This window comes from Neobacillus sp. B4I6, assembly GCF_050434045.1.
Taxonomy (GTDB): Bacteria; Bacillota; Bacilli; order Bacillales; family Cytobacillaceae; genus Neobacillus.
Map to the genome: position 1 here is coordinate 5,327,425 of NZ_JBNPWB010000002.1, position 15,692 is coordinate 5,343,116.

Genomic DNA, 15,692 nt, shown 5'->3' on the forward strand with positions numbered 1-15,692 from the left:
TTTATTATGAAATCTTCGTTAAACAGGGATGGGTATCAATCTCTTTAATTGATACCCATCTCCAACATATTATTTCTTAGGTTTTACAAGGAAGTAACCGTTCATTTCTTGGTGGAGCGCAGAACAGAAGTTTGTACAATAAAGTGGGTAGGTTCCCGCTTTATTCGCGACAAATTCCATTGTGTTGGTTTGTCCAGGCTGAACTTCCATGTTTAAGTTATAGCTGTTGATGGCAAATCCGTGTGTAATATCCTCATCGAAATCAATATTCGTCAGATGGATGGTGACGTGATCTCCTTCATTCACTTCAATGACGTCTGGTCGTTTTGCTTTTGCATCAAAGATGAATTTTGAACGCATCGCAATACCGTATACGTCAACTTTGTTGCCATTGCGGACGATTTTCGTATCACTCTGCTTGTAAACGGCTTCCTTATTCTTGACATCCTTAGGATATACATTAATCGTTTTAATCTTATCGGCTTTAATCATTTGTGCATAGTGCGGTTCAGGGTCTACTGGTGAAGATTGGATGACCTTCATCTTCCCGCTGATATCAATCAATTGCATCGACTCAGGATGGGAAGGTCCAACAGACAAGTAGCTGTCTTTAGCAATCTTGTTTAATGCAATAATCCATTTTCCATCTGGTGCAACGGTATCACCTTCTGCAGAAACAGAGTGTCCTGGGGAATATTGAACAGGCACACGGTCTAATGTTTCACCTGTATTTGGATCCCATTTCACGATTTCAGAAGAAATGAACATCGTTGTATAGGCCATGCCTTTGTCATCAAATTGGGTGTGAAGCGGTCCTAAAGCATTTTCAGGGTTTACTTCTCTTTCCATTACTGATTTGTAATTAAGTACTGGAATTCCGTTCCGTTCACCAGCGAAGTCTTTGTTTTCGACCGCTTTAAACGCTTTTTCAAACGAGAAGACAGTCATTGTCGGTGCTAATTTTCCTGAAGCGATGAACTGCTTGCCATCTGGTGTGACGTCGACACCATGTGGTGATTTAGCGACAGGAATTAAATAAATTCCTCCTTTTTGTTTTCCAGGGAAAATCATTTTTTGACCGCCAACATTTTCGTACTTACCTTCCTTGACCATCTTCGCAAGCTCTTTCCAGTTAAAAAGAACAATATAGTCACGGTCAGCTTGTGATGCGTTGATTTCCATGTTTGTAGTTGCTTCCTCTGTATTGTAGGTCGTCATAACGGCCCAATCCGCGGAGCTCTTTTTACCAGCGTCGGAAAGGTCATAGGACCATGGCGGAAGAGCCACTTGATAAGCAATACCTAGTTTTTGATTCTTTTCATTAAAGGTTACAGCAGACATAACACCGCGGTATTGTGTGCTGAAGTCATCTAGAGATTCATACTTCTGGCCAAGCGGAACGGCGAAACGTGTTGGCAGGAACATGTACTCTGTATTTTCTGTCACGAATGCTGCACAGTGTGGGCCGGCAGTGTTCGGAACTTGAATGATATCTTTCGTCGTAAATGTTTTAAGGTCTACAACAGCGGCACGGCTGTTTCCTACATCAGTAGCAAACATATATTTTCCATCATAGTCGCCCTTTGTTTCTGAAAAGGCTGGATGGTGAAGGTCACCCCATGTATAGTCGCCCATCATTTTTTTGGAATGTTCATCGAAACCGTATCCTGTGGCGGAATCTTGGGAGAATACAGGAATCGTTCTAATTTTTCGCATCGACGGAACCCCATAAATAAACATTTGGCCGGAGTGGCCGCCAGAGGCAAATAGGTAATAATCATCCTTTTGACCGAATGGCACATACATCTTTTCTGCATCGCTCTTAGTGCTTGAAGAAGCTTCAGTATTCGTCTTTGCTGAGAAATCGGCAAAAGAAATCGTTGCTGCAACAAACCCGGCTAAGAGACCCGATGCAATCGGAATCCATTTTTTCATCTAATTACACCACCTTTTTATTTTTCAGAAGCTTGTTTAAGTAGTTCTAACACTTGCTTGCGTTCTTCATCTGATAATGGATTTTTGCCAATAACGCCTGACATAACGGCAGAAGTAGGCGCCTTCAGGAATTCTTCAATCGGCTTGCCATGTTTCCCTTCCACGTTAGCAAACGCTTGGGAAAGGTCCGGTCCTACGGCACCGCCCTTAATATTTAATGCTTCAACACTGTGACAGCCAAGACAGCCCTTCTTGTTAAGGATGTTATCCTCATTAGCTGAAACGGTTGTTGCTTCCTTTGCATCCGTACTTTCTTCTTTGGCAGCAGCAGTTTCTGTAGTTTCTGTTTGTGCCACCTGAGGCTGTTTTTCGGAATCCCCCATGATCACGCCAAACACTAAGTAGCCAAGTCCAAAGCCAAGTAATGCACAGACTACAAAACTAATAATGGCTTTATTCACTGTTTTCCCTCCCTTTTTATATAAAATGAACACCTTCATCCTAAACGCTCAGGAGGGAGAAAAATGTGACCTACCTCACACCTTTTTGGTAGATTTTGAACGTTATGTGAAACCGATTGTTACAATTGGCTTTATAACAATGAACATTTTGTGAATTTCGTCACTACATCAGCGGATGGAGTTGTTTACAATAGATGGTAAGTATTTATCAAAAGTAGAGTTCTATAAAGGGGTGGTGAGAAGGATGAATCGAGTCGATTGTTTAAAAGATCCGCATCTAGGAGTCTATCAAGAAGTAATACAAACGGATTTACTTCGAAAAATTGTTATTTTTAAGGATCTATCACAAAAGTCGCTTTCGATTATTGAAAAGAGGATTCAAACGCTGGAGTTGAAAAAAGGGGAACAGATCATTTCTGAGGCGGATGTGGCCAAGGGGGTGTATTTTGTTCATTCAGGTGCTGTTAAGCTGACAAAGCAGGATGAGAATGGCAATGAAATTATTGTCTGTGTGAAGCAAAAAGGGGATGTGTTTGCAGAGGCCTGTTTGTTTACAAAGCGGACAGAGTTTTATCCAGCGACAGCGACTATGCTCCAGGATGGAAAGATCTTCTTTTTGGATAAGTTGGAATTAGAACGGGATTTATTCAACCACCCAGAGCTGTCGATGCAAATGATCAGTTATATGAGCGATGCCTTACGGGAAATGACCTCACAATTACGAGATGTTGCCTTGCTCGATGTTTATGCGAAGACAGTGAAGACATTAGAGCGCCTGGGAAATAAATTTAATAATGGTCTAAACAGATGGGATATTGAAATTCCCTTGACGATTCAAGAGTTTGCAACCGTCGTTGGCACGACGAGAGAAAGCGTAAGCCGTGTTTTTTCCAAGCTAAAAAAAGATGGGATTATTGATATGAAGTCTAGGAAGATTATTATCCGGGATTGGTGCACGCTTTGTACACTGCTGCACCGGGAATATTAACATTGAAAAAAGCCCTTCGCTATGAAGGGCTTTTCGTTTGCTAATCAAATTTGTACGTCCAGAATCGTTCGTTATTGATCCACTTCATCATTTGCGGGTCTTGATTTTTCAACTTCTCTTCCATACCAATAAACATCTGCTCGGTTTGCGAGCGGTGAGCTTGGATGGCAGCCAGCTTTGTTTCTACGACGGGGCTAATATCATTGACGATGTTTGGTTCCCCAATTTCGTCTACACAATTATTCGAAAAGGCGACACAGTGTAAGGTTGGCCGCACGGCAGCGGGCATCTTCCCAACTGCCCGAACAACCGCCGCACCGGTGGCATCATGGTCAGGATGAACGGAATAGCCTGGATAAAAGGTAATAATAAGGGAAGGATTGACTTCCTCAATCAAAGCTAACATTTTGTTGGCGAGTTTCTCTTCGTCTTCAAATTCAATCGTTTTATCACGGAATCCAAGCATGCGCAGGTCTTGAATGCCCAACACCCGAGCCGCTTCCTTCAATTCCTCTTTCCTAATTTTCGGAAGGTTTTCGCGATTGGTAAACGGGGGATTCCCCATGTTGCGTCCCATTTCTCCTAAGGTTAAACACGCATAGGTGACAGGAGTGCCGTTCTGTACATGGGTCGCAATCGTCCCAGACACACCAAATGCCTCATCATCAGGGTGCGGAAAAACGACCAAGAGGTGACGTTCTTTTTCCATAAATCATTCTCCTTTCGGGCCTTGCCTATTATTCAAAGGATGTGTTAAAGGTTATTGTTGATATCTTAGTCATGTTGATTGGAGCGGAAGGCACGAGACTCCTGCGGGAGGACGGGGCTGGGGAGACCCCGCAGGCGCAAAGGGCCGAGGAGGCTCCCCGGACCGCCCGCGGAAAGCGAAGTGCCTGGAGCGGAAATAAACATGCAAGTAAACACAGCCTATTCAAAAGGGGTGCTGGAAATCTCCAAGGCAACCGCTAGTTTTCCTGCATTATCATGACCGGCTAAAAGCAGATGATTGTCTTCATCTATTTCGTAATGTGTAATCCCTTCTGCATAAATCCAGCCAAGGTTGATCTTCAGACCAACCCGAAACGGGCCATTCCCTGTTATTTTTCCTAATTCATAACGGACAAGCGCATTGCGGATGAAAGCACCAGCGGAAAAAAATGATTGGTCGTTATGTGATGCATAGGCACCGTTTGTCGTTTCAAGGTGAATGTAGACATCTTTATTGGCAAAGCTCGTAATCGCAGCCTGTGCGCCTTTCATATCAATAGGTTCCAAAGTGCAACCTCCTTTCCCTTTATAAATAGAATGATTATGTCTAATGTCTATTTTAGTTAATAATGTAACTATCATACTAGAATCAGGAAAAAAATGCGAAATCAATGCTCGGTGCCTGACACCAAAGGGTCACGGTGCTTAAGGTTGCGGTGCCTGACACCAAAAGAAAGAGCCGACCAATTGACCGGCTCTTTTCTCTATGGTTATTCAACACAATCTTCACAGTACTCTGTTTTTGAAAATCCACTGCGGTAAGCACCATGCCAGGTCGGACCGACATATTGGTTTAGCTTGAAGCCTTGCTGGATGGCGGCTGTAATAAACTCTTTCGCGACATCGACAGCATCATAAACGGATTTCCCTTTGGCTAATTCTGCGGTAATCGCCGATGAGTAGGTACAGCCTGCACCGTGCGTGTAGGTAGTTGCAAACTTTTCAGACTCATACAGCATAAAGTCCTTTCCGTCATAAAGCAGGTCAACTGCTTTTTCTTCGGATTGGAGCTTGCCGCCGCCCTTAATCAATACGAATTTTGCCCCTTGCTCGTGGATTTTTACCGCTGCTTCCTTCATTTCCGCAACAGTACGCGGAGTCTTCATCCCTGCAAGCTGTCCGGCTTCAAACAAATTGGGGGTAACTACCAGTGCACGTGGTAAGAGGAACTCGCGCATCGCATCGGTCGTTTCTGGATTTAAGACCTCATCTTCCCCTTTGCAAACCATAACCGGATCAATGACGACACGCTCCAGTTTATTTTCAACTATTTTTCGCGCCGCTAATTCGATAATTTCAACCGTACCAAGCATGCCCGTTTTCATTGCATCAATTTCAACCGAAAGAATCGTTTCTAATTGAGTCTCAAGGGTATCAACCGCAATCGGAAACACGTTATGGTGCCAATGGTTTTTCGGATCCATCGTTACAATCGATGTCAGCGCCGTCATTCCATAGACGCCAAGCTCCTGGAATGTTTTTAAGTCTGCTTGAATTCCTGCACCGCCGCTGGTATCAGAGCCCGCAATCGTCATTACCTTTTTGATCGTCATATGTATCCTCCTTCGTATCTAAAACCTTCTACTTATTATAGAACAATTTTATAAATTTAACAGAATTCATGCGAGGACAGGACTAGGTAAATCGATTTGGAAGAAATAGTATCTCAATGTCATTTTATGAAGTATTTCCTGAAGAGGAGAGAAAACAATGAACCATAAAGGTTGTCCCGATGAATATCCTATTTCCTTGCTTATTAACGGCTACGAAATCGCTGTTTTTCAACTAACAAAATACAACTTAGACGATTGGACCTATGGATATTTGTTTTCTGAAGGCGATGCGGTATCGCAAATTCAGGTTTGCGAAGAATGTAATGGCTATATTAAAATTATTGATATACGACAATATATTGAAAAACCATCAGCAGCCTTACTAGATTTAAACTCGATCCACTTGGATTATGTTGCACAGGAAAATGGCTATCATGCGGTGGGCGAGAAAAAAGATTTGAATTAAGAGGGTGCTCGAATGATGAAGGCAGCGGCTATTATTTTATCAGGTGGAAAATCAAGCAGGATGGGCACCAATAAAGCGCTTTTAAAAATAAACGAAAAAACCAACATTGAGAGAATTGCCGATACGCTAAAGTTGTCCTTTAATGATATAATTCTTGTAACCAATCATCCTGAAGACTATCAATTTTTAGGATTGAAGATGGTCTCGGATTATTATCCAGATAAAGGACCGCTTGCAGGGGTTCATGCCGGCTTGCTGTCTTCCACATATGATACGAATTTTATTGTAGCTTGTGATATGCCATTTGTTTCAGGAGAACTTGCAGAGGTGCTCGTAAACAAATGCGGCGATTATGATGCGGTTATCCCCGTTATTAATGGAGTCCAGCACCCTTTATTTGCCGTCTTCCAAAAGAGGGTGGCAGATGAGGTTGCACAAAGGATCGAAGCGGACCGTCTACGGATGAAGCATTTGCTCGATCACTTAAACGTTTTATATGTAACGGAAAAAGACCTTCACTCAAACAGTATTGACATAGAACGAGTCTTTTTTAATATGAATCACCCAAATGAGTATGAAGACGCCAAAAAGTGGGCTGAAGCGGATTTTCCCCGCTTTAACGGGCAGAACAAGGAAGTATAAGGGGGAAAAAGGGAACCATGCAATTTTTCAAAGTAAAAACAGTGGAAGAAACATTTGCCTTAATCGAGGAAAAAATACCGGCAACCAAGCAAACCGAAGTACGGGTGCTCGAAGAGGCGCTTCACTATATCCTCGCTGAACCAGTGATTGCACAGGAAAATGTGCCGAGTTTTGATCGTTCAACGGTGGATGGATATGCTGTTCGTGCCAAGGATACGTATGGTTCTTCCGAATCCATGCCAGGCTTCCTTACGGTTACAGGGGAAGTAAAAATGGGTGAGGTTCCAAATGCACAAGCCGGCCCAGGTAAAGCGGTCTATGTGCCAACGGGCGGGATGCTTCCGATCGGAAGTGACAGCGTTATCATGATTGAGCATTGTGAAGAGGTTGATACGCTATTAAATACGTACAAGCAGATTGCACCCGGAGAAAACGTGATTCGGGCTGGGGAAGATATTAAAGAAGGCGAAACGCTTCTTACGGCAGGCACGAAACTTCGTCCGCAGGAGCTAGGGGCCCTCGCTTCTTTAGGGGTTACGACTGTAACGGTCTACCGCAAAGTAAAAGTCGGTTACCTTTCGTCGGGGGATGAAATTGTTCCCTATCAAACAAAAAACCTAGTAGAAGGGCAAATTCGCGATATCAACTATTTGACGATTTCAGGATCTTCGAGCGAATGGAATGTGGATGTCTTATATGGCGGCATTGTCCGTGATGATTTTGAGGAGTTTAAACAAAAGGCCCGTGAACTCTATCAGCAGGTAGATTGTTTAATCCTTTCCGGCGGAAGCTCGGTCGGCGCAAAGGATTATACCACGGATGTCATCCAGTCTTTAGGCGACCCGGGAGTATTTGTCCACGGTATTTCGATTAAGCCGGGGAAACCGACCATTCTGGCAATGGCTAATGGGAAACCAGTGATAGGACTGCCAGGTCATCCCGCCTCTGCGATGATTATCTTTAAGCTGTTTGGCGAGCAAATTTTACGAAAATTAAAGGGCGAGGACTCGCGGCGGAAACCGGAGCGTATTTTTGCTAGAATCACAAAAAATATTCCTTCCTCACCAGGACGGTCTGATTATATTCGGGTCCGTTTATTTGAAAAAGAAGGGGAATGGTGGGCTGAGCCGATTATTGGCAAGTCCGGTTTAATTACAACCTTGGTCAAAAGCGATGGACTTGTTGAGATTAGTTCAGAAAAAGAGGGAATTTCACAGGGGGAATACGTACCTGTGTTTGTCTCACGATAAGGGGGGGCTAAGCAGTGAATTATAAAAACTTTAAACGAAAAATATATTTAGAAGATAAACCCCGAGCACAAGCTAGAGAGGAAATTCTCGCAGCTCAGGTCCTGACCCCTGAAAAGGAAGAAATCTCAACGATTACCTCCTTGGGCCGTGTGACAGCTGAACCCATTTTTGCACGGGTCTCGATGCCGCATTACCATGCCAGCGCAATGGATGGAATTGCGGTCATTGCTGAAAATACCTATACAGCCCATGAGCAAAATCCACTTCGTCTCAAACGGGGCGAAGAATTTTGTTATGTTGATACGGGGAACGCGATCCCTTCACCGTTTAACGCCGTCATTATGATTGAGCATGTCGATTGTCTTGATGAGGAAACGATTGAAATTATCGAGCCGGCAACCCCTTGGCAGCATATTCGTCCGATTGGCGAAGACGTGGTTCAAGAGGAAATGCTTTTTCCACAAGGGCATATTATCCGGCCAGCTGATTTAGGTGTCCTATTAGGAGGACAGCAAACGGTCATTCCTGTTGCAAAAAAGCCTGTCGTGACGATTATTCCGACCGGGAATGAACTGGTTGAAGCCAATGCTGAGTTAGCACCTGGAAAGATTATTGAATTTAATGGCTCGGTATTTGCTGGCTTCATTAAGGATTGGGGCGGAGAACCGAACCTCCTTCCGGTTGTGAAGGACGAACCTGAAAAAATAAAAGAAGTACTTTTAGAAGCAGCTGATACCTCTGATATCATCGTCATTAATGCGGGTTCATCTGCAGGCTCGAAGGACTACACGGTCCACATTATTGGCGAAATAGGCGAGGTCTTTACCCATGGGGTCGCCGCACGGCCAGGCAAACCTGTCATTTTGGGGAAAATAAACGGGAAGATCGTTGTCGGAGTTCCGGGCTATCCAGTCTCAGCTTATTTGGCGCTCGAGTGGTTTGTCAGACCGCTTATCTGCAAGTACCTGCAAATCCCTGAACCCAAAAGGCAGACCGTGACCGTTAAGCTAGGGCGCCGCATCGTTTCGTCCATGGGTGCGGAGGACTTCGTACGAATGAATATCGGCTATGTGAATGGACAGTTCGTTGCCAATCCGCTGACTCGAGCAGCAGGAGTAACGATGTCATATGTCAGGGCAGATGGCTTGTTAATCGTCCCAGCTAACATTATTGGCTATGAACAAGGGGATCTAGCCGAAGTAGAACTGATGCGCCCGCTTGAGGAACTCAAGCAGGCAATTGTGTTTTGCGGCAGCCACGATTTGACGATTGACCTGTTGTCGTCACGGTTAAAGCAGGTGCGGACCGACATGAAAGTTGTCTCCTCGCATGTCGGCAGTATGGCAGGCATCATGGCGATTCGAAAAGGAGAGGCCCATGTAGCGGGTATTCATTTGCTTGACCCAAGTACAAAAGAATATAATATCTCCTATGTAAACAAACTATTAGCCGGTCAAGACGTCGTTCTGTATCCATTTTTAAAAAGAAAGCAAGGCTGGATCCTTCCAAAAGGCAATCCGCTTGGCATTGAATCAGCGGCTGACTTAGCCCGTGTGAACGCGAATTACGTCAACCGTCAAAAAGGAGCGGGAACTCGAATCCTCTTTGATCTTTTACTCGAGGAAGGGTGCCTGACACCAGAGGATATTACCGGTTATGACCGAGAAATGTTTTCTCATTTAGCGGTAGCAGCGGAAGTGAACGGTGATGCGCACGGGGCAGGTCTCGGGATTTATCCTGCCGCAAAGGCGATGGACCTAGATTTTGTGCCTGTTGCTGATGAAGAATATGATTTGCTGATGACGAGAGGCTTTTATGAGAGCGAAAGCGGCAAGCTGCTGATGGCAATAATCCAATCGGATGCGTTTAAAGAACAAGTCGAAAAAATTGGCGGTTACCAAGTGGTCGAAAATGCAGAGCCTAAGTGCTTGGATGTAGAGGTGTAATCAGGATGATGTATCAAATATCAAAGGAACCAATCGATATTCAAGCAGTAATTGATAAGGTGGTCCAGCGCGAAGCTGGTGCGATTACGACGTTTATCGGTACCGTTCGGGAATTAACGAAGGGTAAAAAAACGTTGTTTTTAATCTATGAAGCGTACGAAGCAATGGCTGTGAAGAAGCTCGAGCAGATTGGCCAGGAAATTGAACAGCGCTGGGAAGGTTCATGCGTTGCAATCACCCACCGGGTCGGCCGTTTAGATATAACGGATGTTGCGGTGGTCATTGCCGTCTCGACGCCGCACCGTGCTGATGCCTATGAAGCCAACCGCTATGCAATTGAACGGATCAAGGAAATCGTCCCGATCTGGAAGAAAGAGCATTGGGAAGAAGGCGAAGCATGGATGGGCAATCAGCTGGAAACAGTCGCCTACCCAAGCGGCAAGCCGGAGGAGAGTGACTTAAATGAATAAGGTACTATTTTTTGCCCATTTACGCGACGCAGTCGGCGAAGAGTTTCTTTCCGTCGATGCCAGTGGAAAAACGGTGGCAGAATTAAAAGCGGACTTATCGGCTAAATATAACCTGCCGAAAATGGACACCGTGATGACTGCGGTCAATGAGGAATTTGCCTCGAACGATGAAATCATTCGAGATGGTGATGAAATTGCTTTTATTCCGCCAGTAAGCGGGGGCTGATCATCATGAACGAACGGTATTCACGGCAGTTCCTCTTTCCTGGGATTGGTAAAGAAGGACAAGCTAAGATTAGTCGCAAGCATGTACTGATCATCGGGGCGGGGGCCTTAGGGTCAGGCAGTGCGGAGGTGTTGACCCGGGCCGGCGTTGGCAAGATTACGATAATTGACCGAGACTATGTTGAGGCCAGCAATCTGCAGCGCCAGCAGCTCTATACCGAAGAAGATGTCGCCGAGAAACTTCCGAAGGCTGCAGCGGCAGAAAAACGCCTGCGGGCGATTAACTCCGATGTGGAAGTGGTTTCAATCATCGGTGATGCCACCCCTGAATTGCTGGAGGAACTTATCCTTGGTGTCGATGTGATGATGGATGCGACGGATAATTTTGAAACCCGGATGGCGATGAATGATGTCTCACAAAAATACCAGGTCCCGTGGATCTATGGGGCATGCGTCGGCAGCTTTGGAATGATGTTTTCAATGATTCCAGGGAAAACTCCCTGTTTAAATTGCCTATTACGCTCCATTCCACTTCAGGGGATGACTTGTGATACGGGCGGGATTATTTCTCCTGCCGTGCAAATGGTAATCGCCCATCAGACAGCGGAAGCGCTGAAGATGCTAGTCGAGGATTGGGACGCGGTGCGGACTTCGTTTGTCAGCTTTGATTTATGGAGAAATCAATATAGTCTCTTAAAGATGTCGAAGGCAAAGTTTGCCGGCTGCTTGTCGTGCGGCGAGGAACGGACGTATCCATATCTTGATCATGAAAATATGACGAAAACAACAGTCCTGTGCGGCCGCGACACGGTCCAAATCCGCCCCTCGACTCAAGGGGAGATATCGCTGGAGCGCCTTGCTGGACAACTTAGTACACTTGGTTATGTGGTGAAGGGCAACCCGTATTTGGTGTCGGTTGAAATGGGCGAAGAACGGATGGTTATTTTTCAAGATGGCCGCGCCCTTATTCACGGGACAAAGGATTTGACCCATGCCAAATCGATTTACCAGCGGATCTTAGGATAAGCTATGACCTGTATCTTTAGTGGTACGGGTTTTTCTTTGTCAACATTCGAGGTGTTTCACGTGAAACAATGGAGATAATGTCGAAGTGTCTGCCAATCTCTCGGGCTAATTTTTCGAAAAAAAGGTCATACTCATGTAGAATAGAAACGAGACTGAAATTTGAGGTGCTTGATAAGTGAATATATCCGTCCAAAAACTATTAACGAAAATAGAAGCAGAATTGAAGCTGGCGAAAACCAGCACGAAGGAAGAAAGCTTGCGGGAAAAAGTTTACTCTATTAAAATATTATGCGAATTGCTGCTAGACGAAAAACCGTCACTGACAGGCGAGGTTCCGGCGGTCCCAATGCCTGCAGTTCAACCTGCCATCTCGTTCCAGGCTTACCAACAGCCAGTAATGAACCAACCAATCGTTCAACAAGCACCAACATTACAGCAGCCCAAAAAACTCGACATGGAAGACGAAGCAAATGGGGATTCGTTATTTGATTTTTAAAGGAAAAGCGGAAGGGCCGGTTTTAGATTGGCACTTTAGCAAATATAAAAGTGGAGGGGATTTTTAAATGAAAGCATTTATTATTATAGGAGCCATAAATGCCTTTATAGCAGTAGCGCTTGGTGCCTTTGGTGCCCATGGGTTAAAAGACAAACTGGATGCACATTATTTAGATATTTGGAAAACAGGGGTCACCTATCAAATGTTCCATGCGATAGGTATTTTAATGATCGGGCTGCTGATTGGGAAAGTAGCCGCCGCCAGTCCGCAATTCACCTGGTCAGGATGGTTAATGCTGGCCGGTATTATCTTTTTTAGCGGCAGTTTGTATGTATTGAGCTTGACGAAGATTGGCATCTTAGGGGCGATTACACCTATTGGAGGAGTATGCTTCTTAGCAGCCTGGATCCTAATGGTGGTTGGGGCGGTTAAACATCTGTAATGGAAAGGAAGTCATTGGGCAACGCTCCCGATGACTTTTTTTGTCGAAGTCTCTTTTAAAACATTATTATTGATTTTGGCACTCTGTTGATTGGAGTGGAAGGCGCGAAGACTCCAGCGGGAGGACGGGGCAGGGGAGACCCCGCAGGCGCTTAAGCGCCGAGGAGGCTCCCCGGACCGCCCGCGGAAAGCGAAGCGCCTGGAGCGGAAATCAACAGGCTAGTATAAAGAGATTACCCAAAAAAATAAAACACCAATTGTGGGTCAATTGGTGTTTGTTTGAAATGATTTATCTTGGCGGGTAAGTAGATAAAGGCGGAGCGCTGCCGTAAGGATATTCATACTCAATTTCCTCAGAAAATTGGACGTAATCGACGGCTACCATTGGGATAAGGTAACGGGCCCCGGATTGTGGGTCACTTAAGACAACATGGTCTCTTCCTGCCGCTTCAATAATCCCTTTAAATTCCTTAGCATTCCATTGATTGTTCCCCTCGAACGTGGCAAAGACCGTTACCAATTTCCCTTTATTTAAGCGTAAAATATTTTCGATGTACGACTGCTCAATTGGCAGCATGCCTGGTGTTTGCCCTTGCGGTGCAGATGGTGCTCCAGCTCCAGCTCCTGCCCCGGCGGGTGGAAATTGTGGGAATCCTTGTGCACCAGGTGCGGGATAAAAGCTTTGTCCGCCCCCCGGCATCCCTTGAGCTCCCTGTTGTTGCCCTGCTGCTCCAGTAAAAGGCTGATATCCCTGTGGATTGTAGTATTGATTCATCTTTTTCCCTCCTAAAAAGTGAATAAAACAAGTGGCCCAACATCCTATTAATACTCCCTTAATCCCAAATATGTGCCAAAGGGGGAAAATAAACTTTTTTCCCTTTGAGATTAGTGGCGTTCTTTCTTAGACTCGCTGTTTAAATAGTATGAGCACACAGGGCGGAATATGACTAGCTAATGAGGGGGAAACAGCAAAAAAGTCCCCAGCCGAAGCTGAAGACTTAAAAATTACACATGTAAGAAATTTGCCACTCGTTCTTCTTCAAGCAGGTTACCAACAAAGAATGAGCCGAATTCTCCGTATCGAGCACTTACTTCATCAAAACGCATTTCATAGATAAGCTTTTTAAATTGAAGGACATCCTCCGCAAACAAAGTAACGCCCCATTCATAATCATCAAAACCAACGGAACCCGTGATGATTTGCTTTACTTTACCAGCGTATGTACGACCAATCATTCCGTGGCTGCGCATTAAACTTTTGCGCTCTTCCATCGGCAGCATGTACCAGTTATCGTTGCCCTCGCGTTTCTTATCCATTGGATAGAAGCAGACATATTTGGACTTAGGCAGCGTCGGGTACAGACGGGCTAAAATTTGCGGGTTTTGATATGGATCCTCACCAGCAGGTAAATAGTTACTTAACTCGACCACTGAAACATAAGAATGTGCAGGCATCGTGAATTCAGCCAATCTTGTTTTATTGAATTCGGTTTCAATTTGGTTTAGTTCTTCCATTGTTGGACGCAGAATCATCATCATAAAATCTGCCTTTTGACCAACAATTGTATATAAAGCATGGCTGCCTTCTTTACGTTCCTGTGTAGCATTCCACTTCTCAACGAGACTTAAAAACTCGTGGATCGCTGCCTGGCGCTCATCACTAGGGAGCATTTTCCAAGTTGTCCAATCAACGGTACGGAAATCATGGAGGCAATACCAGCCATCAAGCGTTACTGCTGCTTCACTCATTATAATCACTCCTAAATAATCATTCTTCTTATTTACATTCATTACTATATCATAGTTTGACCCAGTGGCGCGCGAATAAACCTTTCTAAATAGGCAAATGGATATTTTTGTGGGAAAAAGTAAATTCTAAAACCTAGAGTGTAATTTTTTGAAAAGATAAACTTTTAGCTGGTGTGAGTGATATCCTTGAAATTTAAAAAAGGTAAAGTATGCTAATTAGGTAGGTTTATTAAGGGAGGATTTTTAGTCGTGAGTGATTTATTTGAAGGATTAAAGCAAAAAGTTTCTGGACGTGATTTGAGAATCGTTTTTCCAGAAGGATTAGACGAACGGATTGTCAGAGCCGCAGGTCGTTTGGGTTCAGAAAAATTAATGACACCGATCTTGGTTGGCAATATCGAACAGGTTCAGGCCAAAGCGGCAGAGGTTGGCGTATCGCTCGACGATGCGGAAATTTATGACCCTGCGAGCTATGCAGGCATGGACGAGTTGGTGGCAGCGTTTGTTGACCGCCGTAAAGGGAAAGTAACCGAAGAGGATGCCCGGAAAATTTTGCTTGATGAAAACTATTTCGGCACCATGCTTGTTTATTTAAATAAAGCACACGGCCTTGTTAGCGGTGCGGCCCACTCCACAGCAGATACGGTGCGCCCTGCGTTACAGATTATCAAGACAAAAGAAGGCGTTAAGAAAACGTCAGGTGTGTTCATCATGGTTCGTGAGGATGAAAAGTATGTGTTCGCCGATTGTGCAATTAATATTGCACCAGACAGCAATGATTTAGCTGAAATTGCAATTGAAAGCGCGAAGACTGCTCATATGTTTGATATGGAACCGCGTATTGCAATGCTCAGTTTTTCGACGAAGGGTTCAGCAAAATCACCGGAAACGGAACGAGTGGCAGCGGCAGTAGAAGAAGCCAAGCGTCGTGACCCATCACTTGTCTTGGACGGAGAATTTCAGTTTGATGCAGCGTTTGTGCCATCTGTTGCAAAAAGTAAGGCGCCGAATTCACCGCTGCAAGGGGATGCGAATGTGTTCATTTTCCCTAGCCTTGAAGCAGGAAATATCGGCTATAAAATTGCACAGCGCCTAGGTGGCTTTGAAGCAGTAGGACCGATTTTACAGGGCTTAAATGCACCAGTAAACGATCTATCACGCGGTTGTAATGAAGAAGACGTCTACAAACTGGCGTTAATTACAGCGGCGCAAGGATTATAAGAGGTTTGAGAAGGGCTGGTCCACGGGTAGTGGGCTGGCTTTTTTAGTGACCGAA

General features: G+C 44.8%; 18 protein-coding genes. 11 read left to right on the top strand and 7 right to left on the bottom strand.

Going from position 1 to position 15,692, the window contains the following annotated elements; genetic code table 11:
- Window positions 1-69: 69 nt before the first annotated feature.
- Window positions 70-1,935, bottom strand: a complete 1,866-nt coding sequence (nosZ, locus tag QF028_RS28550) for a Sec-dependent nitrous-oxide reductase (RefSeq protein WP_429470807.1) — start codon at window positions 1,933-1,935, stop codon at window positions 70-72.
- 17 nt (window positions 1,936-1,952) lie between these two features.
- Entirely contained in the window at window positions 1,953-2,396 is a 444-nt protein-coding gene (locus QF028_RS28555; protein WP_215001456.1) for a cytochrome c, read from the bottom strand.
- A gap of 244 nt (window positions 2,397-2,640) precedes the next feature.
- Between QF028_RS28555 and QF028_RS28560 the strand changes: the two genes are divergently transcribed.
- Window positions 2,641-3,384 (top strand): Crp/Fnr family transcriptional regulator, encoded by a 744-nt coding sequence (locus QF028_RS28560; protein WP_429470809.1) that lies wholly within the window; start codon window positions 2,641-2,643, stop codon window positions 3,382-3,384.
- Window positions 3,385-3,424: 40 nt separating this feature from the next.
- Here QF028_RS28560 and bshB2 read toward each other — a convergent pair whose 3' ends face one another.
- From bshB2 to pdxK, 3 genes are all read right to left on the bottom strand, one after another.
- Window positions 3,425-4,093: a bacillithiol biosynthesis deacetylase BshB2 gene (gene bshB2 / locus QF028_RS28565; RefSeq protein ID WP_429470811.1), complete on the bottom strand. Its 669-nt coding sequence runs from the start codon at window positions 4,091-4,093 to the stop codon at window positions 3,425-3,427.
- A 218-nt stretch (window positions 4,094-4,311) separates the two neighbouring features.
- On the bottom strand, window positions 4,312-4,644 hold the full coding sequence (locus QF028_RS28570) for a YojF family protein (RefSeq protein WP_098932519.1): 333 nt from the start codon (window positions 4,642-4,644) through the stop codon (window positions 4,312-4,314).
- A gap of 218 nt (window positions 4,645-4,862) precedes the next feature.
- The gene (pdxK, locus tag QF028_RS28575) at window positions 4,863-5,705 is read right to left on the bottom strand and encodes a pyridoxine/pyridoxal/pyridoxamine kinase (protein WP_429470813.1); all 843 of its coding nucleotides are present in this window, start codon (window positions 5,703-5,705) and stop codon (window positions 4,863-4,865) included.
- 157 nt (window positions 5,706-5,862) lie between these two features.
- Between pdxK and QF028_RS28580 the strand changes: the two genes are divergently transcribed.
- From QF028_RS28580 to QF028_RS28620, 9 genes are all read left to right on the top strand, one after another.
- Window positions 5,863-6,171, top strand: a complete 309-nt coding sequence (locus tag QF028_RS28580) for a hypothetical protein (RefSeq protein ID WP_429470815.1) — start codon at window positions 5,863-5,865, stop codon at window positions 6,169-6,171.
- Window positions 6,172-6,183: 12 nt separating this feature from the next.
- The gene (gene mobA / locus QF028_RS28585; RefSeq protein WP_429470817.1) at window positions 6,184-6,813 is read left to right on the top strand and encodes a molybdenum cofactor guanylyltransferase; all 630 of its coding nucleotides are present in this window, start codon (window positions 6,184-6,186) and stop codon (window positions 6,811-6,813) included.
- A gap of 17 nt (window positions 6,814-6,830) precedes the next feature.
- The gene (locus QF028_RS28590; protein WP_429470819.1) at window positions 6,831-8,063 is read left to right on the top strand and encodes a molybdopterin molybdotransferase MoeA; all 1,233 of its coding nucleotides are present in this window, start codon (window positions 6,831-6,833) and stop codon (window positions 8,061-8,063) included.
- 14 nt (window positions 8,064-8,077) lie between these two features.
- A complete protein-coding gene (locus QF028_RS28595; protein ID WP_429470821.1) occupies window positions 8,078-10,009 on the top strand; it encodes a molybdopterin biosynthesis protein in 1,932 nt (643 codons plus the stop codon).
- Window positions 10,010-10,014: 5 nt separating this feature from the next.
- Window positions 10,015-10,479, top strand: a complete 465-nt coding sequence (locus tag QF028_RS28600) for a molybdenum cofactor biosynthesis protein MoaE (RefSeq protein ID WP_088084792.1) — start codon at window positions 10,015-10,017, stop codon at window positions 10,477-10,479.
- Window positions 10,472-10,705 carry a molybdopterin converting factor subunit 1 gene (gene moaD / locus QF028_RS28605; RefSeq protein ID WP_429470823.1) on the top strand — a complete coding sequence of 78 codons (234 nt, stop codon included), beginning with the start codon at window positions 10,472-10,474 and terminating at the stop codon, window positions 10,703-10,705. Before QF028_RS28600 ends, moaD begins: the two co-directional genes overlap by 8 nt.
- A gap of 5 nt (window positions 10,706-10,710) precedes the next feature.
- A complete protein-coding gene (locus tag QF028_RS28610; RefSeq protein WP_429470825.1) occupies window positions 10,711-11,730 on the top strand; it encodes a thiazole biosynthesis adenylyltransferase ThiF in 1,020 nt (339 codons plus the stop codon).
- A gap of 175 nt (window positions 11,731-11,905) precedes the next feature.
- Window positions 11,906-12,226 carry a YwdI family protein gene (locus QF028_RS28615; protein WP_429470827.1) on the top strand — a complete coding sequence of 107 codons (321 nt, stop codon included), beginning with the start codon at window positions 11,906-11,908 and terminating at the stop codon, window positions 12,224-12,226.
- A gap of 67 nt (window positions 12,227-12,293) precedes the next feature.
- Window positions 12,294-12,668 carry a DUF423 domain-containing protein gene (locus tag QF028_RS28620; protein WP_429470829.1) on the top strand — a complete coding sequence of 125 codons (375 nt, stop codon included), beginning with the start codon at window positions 12,294-12,296 and terminating at the stop codon, window positions 12,666-12,668.
- A 288-nt stretch (window positions 12,669-12,956) separates the two neighbouring features.
- On the opposite strand, the gene gerQ is transcribed toward QF028_RS28620, so the two are convergent.
- On the bottom strand, window positions 12,957-13,442 hold the full coding sequence (gene gerQ / locus QF028_RS28625) for a spore coat protein GerQ (protein WP_429470831.1): 486 nt from the start codon (window positions 13,440-13,442) through the stop codon (window positions 12,957-12,959).
- A gap of 230 nt (window positions 13,443-13,672) precedes the next feature.
- Complete coding sequence (hemQ, locus tag QF028_RS28630; protein WP_429470833.1) at window positions 13,673-14,416, bottom strand: hydrogen peroxide-dependent heme synthase; 744 nt, start codon at window positions 14,414-14,416, stop codon at window positions 13,673-13,675.
- 249 nt (window positions 14,417-14,665) lie between these two features.
- Here hemQ and pta point away from each other — a divergent pair, with 249 nt between their 5' ends.
- Complete coding sequence (pta, locus tag QF028_RS28635; RefSeq protein ID WP_215002099.1) at window positions 14,666-15,637, top strand: phosphate acetyltransferase; 972 nt, start codon at window positions 14,666-14,668, stop codon at window positions 15,635-15,637.
- Window positions 15,638-15,692: the final 55 nt, after the last annotated feature.